We start from the raw sequence: 13,683 nt of genomic DNA, 5'->3' as shown, positions 1-13,683 counted from the left end.
ATAAAAATACAGTTCTCACCAAACTACAAACTTAACAAAAAACTATAGAATCTCATGCATTTCTTATACTTTTATTTTACCAATTATTTACCACTAAATCTACGATGAAAGATATAAATTTACAGGAAATTTGCAAAGAATTACATATTTATGAATTTGGAATTGCCTCATGGCCACTACCTGAACAGGCCAAAACTATTTTATTTGAAAGCAACCCATGCCCCTTTACTGCTGCAGATGTGGAGGCAAGACTACTAGGAACGACTCGGTTTATGCCCAAAAGTGCCATCGTTTGTCTATTCCCGTACCATGTACAACACAAAGGCCATGCCAATCTATCGCGCTATACATGGTCAACAGATTATCACCTGGTCATTAATGAATATTTAGAACGTCTTATTGAAAGATTACAAATAATTGATGACTCGGCTCAGTTTTCCATTCATTGCGATACATCTCCTTTAGCCGATCGATACATGGCCTACTTGGCAGGTCTCGGCTTTTATGGAAAGAACAACTGTTTTATCAACCCTAAATGGGGTTCTTATGTCGTTATTGGTACGATTTTAACAACACTAGAACTCGAGCCAAATGTACCCCTTGAACAGTCTTGTATGGGATGCAATCGTTGTATTACAGCATGCTTAGGGCAATGTTTGGGCCATGACGAGTTTAAATACGCTACTTGTAAAAGCTACTTAACTCAGAAAAAAGGAGAACTCACCGATAAAGAGGAACATATTCTCGCTAAAACTCCACTCGTATTTGGTTGTGATGTGTGCCAAGAGGTATGCCCCCACAACAAAAATATTCCAACTACGCCCATCCCAGAATTCCAACAGATAGAACCGTATGTCAATATAGACGAACTGGAAGCACTAACGAACAAAGAATTCAAAGCAAAATATGGCCATCGAGCCTTCTCGTGGCGAGGTAAAAAAATACTAATGAGAAATCAAGAGATTATAGATAGAAAAAATAAACTATAATATTCAATAAGACATAATAATTAACAAATACGCTTATAATAATTTTTATTAAGCAAACTAACAAAAACTTGATAAAGCATTAGCAAAATAATCTACAAATTTTTAGAATCAAAAAGAGACGGCCAAAATGAACTGCACCCCCAAAATTGTGTCCACTTTTGGGGGTGCAGTTCAAGAAGTCGTCTCTTTTAGTAATTATTTAATTTCGTAATAGTTCAACTCATCCAAACTCTTACCAAGAGCAGGTAGATATATTTCAAGAAACATATCTACCTCAGGCATATTTAGATTTTTCAACTTAGCTAAGATAGAGTCATGTGCCTCTTTAAACTCATCATTCCCTGCCTTGAGCTCTTTGACGCATTTCATATAGGCTGAAATTATATCGGCAGCCTTAACGAGAGGCCATTCTGGACTAGCCTCTGCATCAACAAGTATAGGCTTATAAACAGATTGTAACCGGTCTGGCAAGGTTGATAGCATTTTTTCTTGCGCCAAAGTTTCAACCTCACCATACAGTTCCCGCAACTTTGGATCAAAATACTTGATTGGTGTCGGCATATCTCCTGTAAAGATTTCGCTCACCTCATGATACATAGCTATGACAGCTACCTTATTGATATCTACATTCCCACCGAAGTATTCATTTTTTATGGCCCCTAAGTTGTGCGCTACCATAGCCACTTCAAGGCTATGTTCTTGAATATTTTCTATTTCCGTATTTCGCATGAGGCTCCATCGATTGATAAAGCGCATGCGTTTTAAAAATGCAAAAAATGAACTCATATGTCCCCCATTACACAATAGGTCCTTAAATTACCCCACGGAGTTTAAATCCATAATCAAGGAATTGTACAGCTTCTTCCCAACGATTATCATCATTAAGCATAACTACAATCATAGTATGGCCCTTCCGTGTGGCAGACGCAATCAAACATTCTCCTGCTGCGTTTGTAAAACCTGTTTTCAAGCCATTCGCACCTGGATATTTATTGCGAATAAAATGGTTTGTAGTACGAATTGTTTCTGGTGCACGGTTTTGATACGGCACCTTGTAATAATCATTAGCAACCTTGTCACGGAACATTTGGTATTTCATGCCGTACGCTGCAATCATCGCTAAATCACGAGCCGTAGAATGGTGACCCTTTTGTGTTAATCCATGAGGGTTCAAGAACACACTATTCTTTGCACCCGCTTTTGCAGCAATGCGAGTCATATCCTTAGCAAATTTATCTACAGAACCACTTACATTTTCGGCTACAACAACGGCCGCATCATTACCACTAGCAACCATCATACCTTCAAGAACACCTTCCAATGTAATCTGATCGCCTACGCGAACCCCAAGGTTTGATTCTTCCATGCTCGTTGCATAACTACTTATAGTAGCTAATTCATCAAGCTGTGTGCCCTTCAGTTCTAAAGCAGTTAACAAGGTAACCATTTTCGTAGTACTAGCTGGATGCATCCACTTATCTGGATTCTTTGCAAATAAAATTTCTTTTGTATCTGCATCAATAAGGACTACGGCCTCACCAACAGTAGAAGGAGGTGTAATATATGCAGCTTGAGCAACACCAGCACCTATAAATACGATTCCTATAAAAGTTATGGCCAATACCAATTTCTTATAAAACATATAAATATTCGTCGTTAAAAGTGTCATCACTCTCGTTCTACCTTCCAGTATCCTAACTTTCAAGACTATTATCTATTTCTACATTTGTAGTAGTTGCTTTTTTCTTTGTCCCTTTAATTTCACCTGTCGATGTATCTACATTTTGAATATATACTACATGTTGAGGATCATTTTGAATATATACTACACGCTGAGGATATGGAATGTCGATGCCATATTTATCAAAAGCATCTTTTACATCAGACATAATGCCGTATTGAACAGCGAGGAAATCCTTCGACTTAACACGAGCATAAGCGGCGATTCGTACAGAATTGTCTCCAAATTCAGAGATACCTATTTCCATATTCTTCGGATTAAGGACACGTTTATCTGCTGCAAAAATATTTTTTAAGATTTTTATTGCTTCATGATGATCATTATTATAACCAATGTCAAACGTAAATGGGATAACGCGTTCTGAAGTATAAACAATGTTAGTTACAGCTTGGGATGTAAGAAGAGAATTAGGTATGTATACATTCTTTTGATCTTTTGTAGTAATAACTGTATACATAAATTGGATTGATTTAACACTGCCGACTACATCACCTACCTGAATAACGTGACCCGCTCTAAAAGGCTTGAAGATAAGAATTAATAAACCAGATGCTAAATTAGAAAGGTTATTCTGTAAGGAGAGACCAATACCTAAACCAAAAGCACCAAAAGCAGCTATAAAAGATGTTGTAGGAACACCAATTTGGTTTAAGCAAATCAATACTAACCCTACTAGCAAGGCGTAATTAATAATTTGAGTGATAAAGCTCATTGCTGCTGAGTCATAGGAAGCTTTTGTCATAATGCGAACAGCAAAAGCTTTTACCCATTTAATAGCATATCGCCCTATCCAAAATAAAATTAACGCTAATAAGATATTTCCAGCTTGTGCAAAGAACCAGTCCCTCATTTGAATTAATATATTAGCGTCTTTAAAAAGAAATTCAGAAACAGCACTTAAGAAATTAGCCATAATAACCATCCATAATATAAATCTATACAATAACAAATATACGTCTCAACATAATGTCAATATAATAACAGTAAACATATATGCTATAATTTTACATATGCATTCGCAATACGATAATAAAGATATTATATCGTTATATTCCATATATAACAATCATAAAACTAGGGAGACTTACATGTTCAAAAATCTATACGAAGCACCCCAAGAACTCGCTACTGGAGGCTATGTAACTAGAGAGTTACACTCCGTCACGGTACACTTTGACGATATCCACTATTCTCTTTCGAGCGGACAATTAAATGGTGGCTATCACCATACTCTAGCCGTACGTAATCAACAGCTAACATATCAAATCGAAACAGAAAAAGATTTACCCGGTGGCTCTGTAGCCGATTATTTAGCTCAAGAATTTGAGCACATTGATACACCTGTTCATTTTAGTACAGCCCTCCTCACGTCTGCCACAATGCATCTACACGCCTATGCCAAAGTCGAAGAACATGATACTATCGTAGAAACTATCGTGACTGCAGGCTATGAAAAAACGGCACATCGCGCAGGTACAGGTTATTGTTATGAAGAGCGTGATGGAGACTTCATAGTACCAGGCACAATTAATATCCTCGTATTTACAAATAAAGCTTTAACAGATAGCGCTATGGTAAAAGCTATCATGACGATTACCGAGGCTAAAACCGCAGCCCTACAAGATTGGAATGTTGAAAGCGTACGCCTCCATCCGTTTATTAACGAAGACATTCCTGACGCAATTACGAAAGAACGCAAAACATCTGCCACAGGTACCTCTACAGATGGTATCGTTCTCACCATCGATACAAATGGAGATATCTTAACCGATGCTGGCTCCTTCTCACTATTTGGAGACACTTTAGCCAAGGCCGTCTATGTAGGCGTACAAAGAGCACTAGAAAATGCTATTGGAGCTGAATAATCCTATCTTGTGATATCCAAAAACATCTAGAATGCCCCCAAATTATCATTCAACACCCCACTCATATATGAAAAATATAATACAAATGAAAAACCGCACATCCTAGGCGATCGGAATGTGCGGTTTATTGCATATAAAACTGTTACATATAGTATAATTTTTGAAAATGAATATCAAATTAAAATTTGAGATATTTTCTCAAATTTTTCAAATTAATTATTAGATTCAAAGAATTATTATGTTTCATATGTTCCATGAGTATTATGTGCCTTTAATATTCATGGAAGAATTGTTGTAACTTTTTAAGATTTTTAGTTTTTGTAAGCCCTAGCATCAATAAAATACGCGCTTTTTGTGGACTTAAAGTATCACATACTAGATAGTTTGCCAGTGCATCTTGTGGCACTGCAGATACCATACCACTACCGGTACGAGAAGCACGTACCGTTGGAAACTTTGTATTCTGTGTGATTTGACGTACGTTTTGTGGGATTGTACCATGACCAAGACCTGTTAAAATTAAACCGTCAGGATTTGTAGCAACTACACTCATAGGCACCATATCATCCATACCACCATAGCAGGTCATTATAACTACACGAGGTAACTCAGACAATTTACTCACATCAAATACAGAGTCTTGAGTATGACGTCGAGTAGACACTTTATAATAGTGGGCAACACCATCTTGTACAATACCAAGATGCCCCACTAATGGACTATCAAAAGTCGCTACATTAGTAGTGTTGCATTTAGATACATCCCTTGCCCCATCAATGTAGCCATTTAATACGACTATCACACCTTTACCTACAGACGATGGTGTTCTCGCTACTTGGATAGCTTGCAATAAATTAATTGGCCCGTCTGCACTAATAGCACCTGCGGGTCTCATAGATCCAGTAATAACAATTGGCTTGTCTGTATGAACTGTCAGATTCAGAAAATATGCCGTCTCCTCCATGCTATCTGTGCCATGAGTAATAACAACACCACCGATATCATCTCGATTAACCAATTTTTGCACCAACTTAGAAAGTTCTAACCAGTGATTTACGGTAATATCGGAGCTTTCAATATTACTAAACTGAGTATATGTATAAGGACCATACGGTTTTGTACCAGGTACGGAGGCTAAGATTTTGTCAAGTCCTAACACCCCTGCCGTATAGCCTGTTAAATCAGTATTTGAAGTACCTTTTCCTGCAATAGTTCCTCCAGTACCAATCAAAGCAATTTTTGTATCCATATTACCTCCACTATAAAACTATAAAATAATTATTGTTATTAAATTTAAACTAAGTACGATTCAATAAGGCTGGTCAATAATGGCCAGCCTTATTATATTCTAAAAAATTATTTTATCTTATTTTATGGCTTCGCCCCTATAGATTCATGGATTCATCTCTATAAATCGAGATTTCTGCCTTATCAATTAAAGCTTTGGGTCAAATGATGGCATCAACTCCAATTTATGTTTATTAATTCGATTCAGATAGTCGATTCGCTCTTTTGTTGGCTGATCTTCAATTTCACCAGTTCTGATATAACGATCCAGTATAGCATAGTTAAATCCCAATTTATCCTCATCGGACTGACCACTAAGACCATCACTTGGCACCTTATCAACTAGGTGCAATGGAATATCAAGAAGTTTTCCTATTTGACGAACTTCTTCTACTACGAGTTGTGCGAGAGGGCTAAAATCACCTGCACTATCTCCGTATTTTGTAGAGTATCCTACGTAGTCTTCAGATCCATTACAAGTATTTGCTACACGAGCACCATTTGGTAAATTTTGTCCTACTGCATAGAGAGTTGCCATCCGGAGACGAGGCGGCGTATTAATGGCAGCATCTTTAGATAAATCGGTTCTCCCCGTTACAACATCATACCCCTTAGCCTGAACGATAGCATGAGTTAGCGCCTCATAGGCAGCACCAATATTGACCGTCATGTGCGGAATTCCTAAATAATTTACCACTGCCTGAGCATCATCAATATCCGATTGCACTCCATTTGGCATAAGAACACCAACTACGCGATCTGCACCGAGAGCTTCTTTGCAAAGAGCTGCCACGATAGTCGAGTCCTTACCACCTGAAATACCAACTACAGCACTACAGTTAGGACCATTTTTACCAAAATAATCTCGAATCCATTGAATGAGGGCATCCTTTGTAGCTTGTGGATTTTCTAACATAGGCCCTCCTACTTTTTCCGATAAATACGGTTCAATAAATCCATCTTCAATTGATAGTAGCTAGGACTCATATCAAGGTAGTGACGATGTGGATTTTCAAAGCGTTGCTCTTCAGGCCAAATTTCATTAGCTAATTGATCTTGCACATATGCTCGAATTTCCTCTAGTGTTGGTAAGTCCACAACTAATTTACCATCCTTGATAATAAGCTGCTTCATCTCTTTAAAAGTACAATTTTCAAAATATAATTCACGCCAAGGTTGCTCAGGATCGATATAACGATATGGTTCCTCTGTATCAGGTACCTCTCTCAACAATGTTAATAGATCTGCAATCGCACGACCTTTATCATTATAAACACGATATACCTTTTTAAGACCTGGATTAGTAATTTTTTCTACACTTTCAGAAATCTTGATACGAGGTTCCCACATACCATCTTTCTCGATGCTAGCAATTTTATATACCGCACCAAATACGGGGTCACTCTTAGAGGTAATGAGGCGTTCCCCTACACCAAAAATATCAATAGGGCCACCTTGTATGAGCAAAGATGTGATTGTATACTCATCTAGACTATTAGATGCCATAATTTTACAATCTTCTAAGCCTGCATCATCTAGCATGCGCCGCGCTTTTTTCGCCAAATACGCAAGGTCACCAGAATCTAGGCGAATTCCTTTTAAGCGTTTCCCCATTGGCTCTAATACATCCTTTGCTACCTTAATAGCATTGGGCACGCCAGAGTTTAACACATCATAAGTATCAACAAGGAATACTGCATTATCTGGATACACTTCAGCATAGGCTTTGAAAGCATCGTATTCAGAGCCATAGTACATGACCCAACTATGCGCCATAGTACCGCTGACAGGAATGCCAAATTGTTGCCCTGCTAAAACGGTTGCAGTGGACTGAACACCACCAATATAAGCGGCTCTTGCACCGTATACGGCTGCGTCTACATTATGTGCACGACGAGCACCAAAGTCAGCCACAATACGCCCATCCGCAGCGCGAACGATGCGATTAGCTTTTGTGGCGATAAGAGATTGATGGTTCATCATAGTAAGCACTGCAGTTTCTACGATTTGTGCATCTATGAGAGGCGCCACAATTGTAATTACAGGTTCATTAGGATAGATGATAGAACCTTCTGGGAAGGCATATACATCACCGGTGAAAGAGAAATCTTTTAGATATGCTAAAAATTCTTCACTAAAAATACCCTGACTCCGTAAATAAGAGATATCACTTTCATCAAAGTGTAAATTTAAAATGTACTCAACGATTTGTTCGAGACCACCAAAAATAGCAAAACCGCCCTTGTCTGGATTACGTCTAAAGAAAACATCAAATGCGACGCGATCCACATTTTTTAATTTTGTAAAGTAGCCATGTGCCATAGTCATCTCATAAAAATCCATAAGCATGCTAATATTGCGGCTTTCATGTTGCATTGGTTCACCAACCTTCTAAGATCTATAGAAATTTAGTTAATTGTTATTCGTTATTCGTATACCCTCATTATACAATATTATTCCTATATAGCTAGCACCTAGCATAAGCTATCCTAATAATCTTTATTGTGATATAACTATATATATACAATAATAATTTATATAGTTCGTATGTATGAAAGGACCTAGTCTAGACTGTAAAACAAGCGACCATTACGCTATAATATTTTATTTTATATTGTTTTAAAAGCTTTCAATAATACATACATGTCTATTTTACATGAGAATGAAAGGTACCATTATGGAAACAATCGTTCAAGCAAAACGCGTATTAGAAATTTTTAAAGAAATGAGCCAAATTCCTCGTGAGTCCGGCAATGAAAAAGGCATCAGCGATTACATCGTGAACTTTGCTAAAAATTTAGGTCTTGAAGTTCATCAAGACGAAATCTTTAATGTAGTTATCAAAAAAGCTGCATCTCCAGGTTATGAAAACCGTCCATCCATCATTTTACAAGGTCATATTGATATGGTTTGTGTTAAAGACCATGACTCTAACCACGACTTCTCTAAAGATCCAATCGCTAATATCATCGAAGGCGAATGGATGCACGCAGACCATACAACATTAGGTGCCGATAATGGCATGGGTGCTGCTATGATGCTTGCTCTCCTTGAAGATGAAAGCCAACAACATGGACCAATGCAATTATTATTCACTACCAACGAAGAAACTGGTATGGATGGTGCCTTTGCCATTAAAGAAGGTCAAGTAACTGGTGACTACTTACTCAACCTAGATACAGAAGTAGAACATGACTTCACCGTTAGTTGTGCTGGCGGTTGCCACGTACATGTAAAAATTCCATTGTTACGCGATAACAATCAACCAGGCTATGATGCGGGCTTATCCATTACAGTAACCGGTCTTAAAGGGGGGCACTCCGGCATCGAAATCAACGAGCAACGAGCTAATGCAAACCAAGTACTAACCCGTGTACTCTATGATATTCAACAACAATATCCTATTAGCTTAGCGTCTTTCGAAGGTGGCGTAAAACATAATGCAATCCCGTCTAAGGCAGTAGCTGTACTATCCGTACGCTCTGAAGATGTGGCAGCCATTAAAACATTGCTCGCATACCAAGAAAAACAATACCAACACGAATATAGCGTACAGGATCCAGGCCTTACATTTGTAGTTGAAGATGTTCCTACTCCTGAAATAGTATATGCAGAAGACACAACAGAAGCACTTATTACATATATCTATCTTGCACAAGATGGGGTTCATTCTGTAAGTAAGTCTATCCCAAACCTTGTAGAAACATCTAATAATATTGCTATCGTACGTGAAAATCAACATACCATTGAAATACTCATTTCTATTCGTAGTTCCAATAGCAATAGTCTTGAATTCTTAACGAAAAAAATGATGCTTCTTGCAAAAGCACTTGGCGTAGCTGCAGAGCGTACAGGTGGATATCCAGCATGGGAATACGACAAAGGCTCAAAATTGGAAGAACAAGCGATTTCCTTGCATAACGAAATGTTCGATACACCAGCTAATGTAAATGCTATTCACGCAGGTCTCGAATGTGGTTTGTTAAAAGGCGTATTGCCAAATACACAAATGATTAGCTTTGGGCCTACTATCGTAAGTCCTCATACACCATCAGAACGCGTTCATTTACCTTCTGTTGAAAATGTATATGTGTACCTCAAAGCATTATTAGCAAAATTACAATAAAATAAATAATTACTATATTTTTGATGTATAATTTGTTATACTATAAGCAAATAACACATCAAGTTACGAGACCCATGTAATAGTGACTCTCCAACCCTCCTACAAGTAATTCAGCCATCTCTCCAACTGAATTATCTTGTAGGAGGGATTTTTTTCATAAAAATTTTTCAACTACATAAATAAATATTTATTCATATAGGAGTATTCTTTCATATATGAACAACATGGAATGCATCGTTTTATTTATAAATAATTATGAATATCAACTACATGTGCCAGTATACTCATATATAGTATATAATCTATAAATTTCAGAGAAGACTGTTAAACTCTGAGAAACTTGCTAGTCTCCATATACCCCATAGAGTATTTTCTGTGTTATCCTATAGGTGTATACTGTGTTTACATTACGCAGGAGGTATATATGATTCCAATAGTTATTATATCCGGATTTCTAGGTTCTGGAAAAACAACATTATTACAACATATATTAAAAGAACATACATCGAAAGATAAAATTCTTATTATAGAAAACGATTTTGGTGAAACTAGCCTTGATGCGACTAATCTTGCAAAAACAGGGGCTACAGTTCGCGAAGTAACCTCTGGCTGTATTTGTTGTAGCTTACAAGGAAATTTCCAGCAAGCACTACTTGATATTCTCCAAAATTACAAAATCGATATGATCTACATCGAGCCATCAGGTGTTAGCAAGCTTAGTGAAATCATCCATACTTGTAACGACGAGGACATTGCAAAATCTGCTTACGTTCACGCATCGATAACGACTGTCGATGCTATGCAAGCACCAATGTTTATCAAAAATTTTGGACTTTTCTTCAAGGATCAAATCACTCATAGTGATGCGATTTTTTTGAGCCATACAGAAGATATTCAACAAACAAGCATTACGAAACGTATGATTCGCGACCTCGCGCCACATACACCAATCCATGAAGAAGCATGGGATACCATCAGTTTGCGTGATTACATCAAGCGTCTGTATCATTGTCATGATGATCACTGTTTGCACGATGAACATTTATTTATGAGTCATACCTTTAAGGATTTACGTACTCTCAGTCTCGCACAGTGGAAAACCATTTTAGAAGGCATGCCTGATACAGTGCTTCGTGCCAAAGGGATTGTACCTACTACAGAAGGCCCACACGAACTCCAGTACGGCACACATTATTGTTCGCTTTCACCTAGTGAAACTAATGACTATAGTTTAGTCGTTATCGGAACAGATTTTAATGTACCAATGGTACATAACGAAGTGTGTCAATCATGATTCCTGTTTATATCGTTACAGGGTTTATTGGATCCGGTAAAAGCACATTCATAAACAAACAATTACAATACCGAAAAAAGCTAGGCGGTACCGCAATAATCAGCGCCGAAGGAGGCAGTGAGCATCTTATCAAAGAGCCCTTACAACTCAATGCGGATGAACTCAGTGCTATCGTTCCTAGCGATATCAAGTCTTACGAGTTGATAGCCTGTAAAATCGGGGATTATTTAAAACAAGTACAGCCAAAAGAGCTATGGATTGAGTGGAATGGCATGGTAAGCTTTCATCAACTAGAAGCCTTACTATATAGCGATATGTTAAGACACCTAGTACAAATAGAAAAGGTATTATATATTTGTACCGATCAATTTGTTTCAACCATACTCCCTGGTTTAGGTAATGACGTAATGAGTCAATTATACAGCGCAGATTGTATCATAACAGAGTCCGATACACATCACACTTTATTGCGCACCTACAACGGAGAGGCTAAAATTGTAACCACTCCCACCCCTGAAAAAGTGGAGCAGCTGTGCCGAAATTCTACATGGGGACTCATTCCCAATCTATTAGTTATTGGTGTTACAACTTATATACTGTTGGTCACAGCTTTTCGCCATGATATCCCCTATTCCATCCACCAATGCTTTGCTATAATCACGGGTCTCATCATCGAAGCCATCCCATTCCTATTGCTAGGCACGGTAGGCTCAACGATTATTCGCTATTTCGTACCACAACGAGTGCTACTAAAACTGTTAGGCGACCATTCTTGGAAAAGTTATGGGGCTGCTATGGTCAGTGGCTTTGCCTTGCCAATTTGTGACTGTGCTATCATCCCCTTATTCAAGGCACTAATAGACAGAGGTATCCCTTTATCGGTAGCCCTTTTATTTATGCTCGCTAGTCCGATTATAAACCCTATCACCATTCTTTCTACTTGGTATGCATTTCCAGACAATCCTATGCTCTCCGTATGGCGTATCGTTTTAGGATTAGGTGTTGCCTTGTTAGTAGCCCTATCGTTCCGATTCTGGCCTCCAGCCACATCTATATTGAAAGCAAGAGCACCACAGAGTCTTAGCTACGAAGAAATCGTTTTAGAAACAACTAAAACTAAATATATTGATAAAAAAAGATTGTTAATCCATATGGAACAAGAGTTTTCTCAACTCTTATTCTATTTCTCCATGGCGGCAACTGTACTATCTATAGTTCAAGTGTATGGCAAACCTTGGCTTCTCAATGCAGGATTAACCTTGCCAGAATTTACAGCCATTCCAATTTTGCTGATGTTAGCATTCTTCTTCTCAGTCTGCTCTACATCAGATGCTATCATCGGTAAATCCTTGAGCACTTTATTTCCTATTAGCTCCGTAATGGGCTTCCTCATCTTGGGTCCGATGCTAGATATCAAAAATGTATATATATTAAAACAATATATGCCTGCCTCATTTATCATACGATTAAGTATAACAATTGCCGTTATGTCCTACATAGCAGCATTAGTATTCAAATTTTTTCTTAGCTAATTTACAAATTTTTATAATCATTATCTCAGTTCTTAATTAATTAAAAGGAGATGATTTCATGACATTAGGACTGAAAGATCGCTTTTCTATCGTGAAAGGTCTATTGTATCTCACCTTAGGTATCTGCTGTATTTACCTCATTGTGACAGGTCGTTATTTGAACTATATTGCACCACGTTATGAACTTTTACTAGGTATTAGTGGCGTTGCCCTTATTTTAGGAGGTCTAGCGACGATCATTTGGGCGCCTTCAAAATACTACAAGCATAACTGGAAGTCTATCGTTCCGATTATTATTCCCATTATGTTGCTCATCATTCCTCCCGTTCTTGTACCATCAACAGGCGTTCATGGTGCCGCTCGCGTAAACGATGATACTAACAATTTCGACTTTACAAACGATGCTATTGGAGAGGTTGTCACCGTTAACAGTGAAAGTAAAGAGCCAGGGATTTCCAAGGACAAAAAAGAAATCGTTTTGAACTCAGATAATTTCTATCAAACCATTGTAAAGGTTGGATCTAATGTTGATCAATATAAAGACTACACAGTTTATATGACAGGCTATGTAAACCGCGAAGATAATACATTAAAACCTAACGAATTTACTATTTCTCGTATGGCTATGGCTTGTTGTATTGCTGACGTTGCCCCTATTGGCATGACAGCCTATAAAACAGATGGTGATAGCTTACAAAATGAACAATGGGTATCGATTGAAGGTAAGGTTTCTACCCGAGACTTCCACGGTCGTAAACAACCATATGTAGAGATTACAAAAATCAAATCTGCAGAACCTATATTAGGCTATGTATACCCTTAAGAATTACATAAAAAACGAGGCTTAAC

General features: G+C 37.8%; 12 protein-coding genes. 6 read left to right on the top strand and 6 right to left on the bottom strand.

Features of this window, described 5'->3' with window-relative positions:
* The first annotated feature begins 104 nt into the window (after positions 1 to 104).
* On the top strand, positions 105 to 989 hold the full coding sequence (locus E7L28_RS03680) for an epoxyqueuosine reductase (RefSeq protein ID WP_316691946.1): 885 nt from the start codon (positions 105 to 107) through the stop codon (positions 987 to 989).
* A gap of 195 nt (positions 990 to 1,184) precedes the next feature.
* Here the strand turns inward: E7L28_RS03680 and yfbR are convergent, their stop codons facing one another.
* From yfbR to E7L28_RS03665, 3 genes are read right to left on the bottom strand one after another with little or no spacing between them, the layout of a single operon-like run.
* Positions 1,185 to 1,775: a 5'-deoxynucleotidase gene (gene yfbR, locus E7L28_RS03675; protein ID WP_187002516.1), complete on the bottom strand. Its 591-nt coding sequence runs from the start codon at positions 1,773 to 1,775 to the stop codon at positions 1,185 to 1,187.
* A gap of 25 nt (positions 1,776 to 1,800) precedes the next feature.
* Positions 1,801 to 2,658 (bottom strand): D-alanyl-D-alanine carboxypeptidase family protein, encoded by an 858-nt coding sequence (locus tag E7L28_RS03670; protein WP_316691948.1) that lies wholly within the window; start codon positions 2,656 to 2,658, stop codon positions 1,801 to 1,803.
* 25 nt (positions 2,659 to 2,683) lie between these two features.
* Entirely contained in the window at positions 2,684 to 3,643 is a 960-nt protein-coding gene (locus E7L28_RS03665) for a mechanosensitive ion channel family protein (RefSeq protein ID WP_012863855.1), read from the bottom strand.
* A gap of 175 nt (positions 3,644 to 3,818) precedes the next feature.
* On the opposite strand from E7L28_RS03665, the gene E7L28_RS03660 reads away from it, so the two are divergent.
* The gene (locus E7L28_RS03660) at positions 3,819 to 4,595 is read left to right on the top strand and encodes an adenosylcobinamide amidohydrolase (RefSeq protein WP_012863854.1); all 777 of its coding nucleotides are present in this window, start codon (positions 3,819 to 3,821) and stop codon (positions 4,593 to 4,595) included.
* 271 nt (positions 4,596 to 4,866) lie between these two features.
* On the opposite strand, the gene E7L28_RS03655 is transcribed toward E7L28_RS03660, so the two are convergent.
* From E7L28_RS03655 to E7L28_RS03645, 3 genes are all read right to left on the bottom strand, one after another.
* A complete protein-coding gene (locus tag E7L28_RS03655) occupies positions 4,867 to 5,844 on the bottom strand; it encodes an asparaginase (protein ID WP_004697824.1) in 978 nt (325 codons plus the stop codon).
* Positions 5,845 to 6,030: 186 nt separating this feature from the next.
* A complete protein-coding gene (gene nadE, locus E7L28_RS03650) occupies positions 6,031 to 6,798 on the bottom strand; it encodes an NAD(+) synthase (protein WP_316711448.1) in 768 nt (255 codons plus the stop codon).
* Between the two features lie 8 nt (positions 6,799 to 6,806).
* Positions 6,807 to 8,258, bottom strand: coding sequence for a nicotinate phosphoribosyltransferase (locus E7L28_RS03645; RefSeq protein ID WP_118091037.1), 1,452 nt, complete (start codon positions 8,256 to 8,258; stop codon positions 6,807 to 6,809).
* Positions 8,259 to 8,559: 301 nt separating this feature from the next.
* On the opposite strand from E7L28_RS03645, the gene E7L28_RS03640 reads away from it, so the two are divergent.
* The 4 genes from E7L28_RS03640 to E7L28_RS03625 all read left to right on the top strand — a co-directional run bounded on the left by E7L28_RS03640 (position 8,560) and on the right by E7L28_RS03625 (position 13,657).
* Positions 8,560 to 10,008 (top strand): aminoacyl-histidine dipeptidase, encoded by a 1,449-nt coding sequence (locus E7L28_RS03640; protein WP_118091038.1) that lies wholly within the window; start codon positions 8,560 to 8,562, stop codon positions 10,006 to 10,008.
* Between the two features lie 424 nt (positions 10,009 to 10,432).
* On the top strand, positions 10,433 to 11,302 hold the full coding sequence (locus E7L28_RS03635; RefSeq protein ID WP_004693915.1) for a CobW family GTP-binding protein: 870 nt from the start codon (positions 10,433 to 10,435) through the stop codon (positions 11,300 to 11,302).
* A complete protein-coding gene (locus E7L28_RS03630) occupies positions 11,299 to 12,834 on the top strand; it encodes a permease (protein ID WP_004697932.1) in 1,536 nt (511 codons plus the stop codon). The genes E7L28_RS03635 and E7L28_RS03630 overlap by 4 nt, the downstream gene beginning before the upstream one ends.
* Positions 12,835 to 12,892: 58 nt before the next feature.
* Entirely contained in the window at positions 12,893 to 13,657 is a 765-nt protein-coding gene (locus E7L28_RS03625; RefSeq protein WP_004697866.1) for a TIGR03943 family putative permease subunit, read from the top strand.
* Positions 13,658 to 13,683: the final 26 nt, after the last annotated feature.

Origin of the sequence: Veillonella parvula (assembly GCF_032575955.1) — a bacterium.
In the GTDB taxonomy this organism is placed as follows: domain Bacteria; phylum Bacillota; class Negativicutes; order Veillonellales; family Veillonellaceae; genus Veillonella; species Veillonella parvula_J.
The sequence above is the reverse complement of the archived record's forward strand: the minus strand, read 5'-3'. Positions and strand labels throughout refer to the sequence as shown.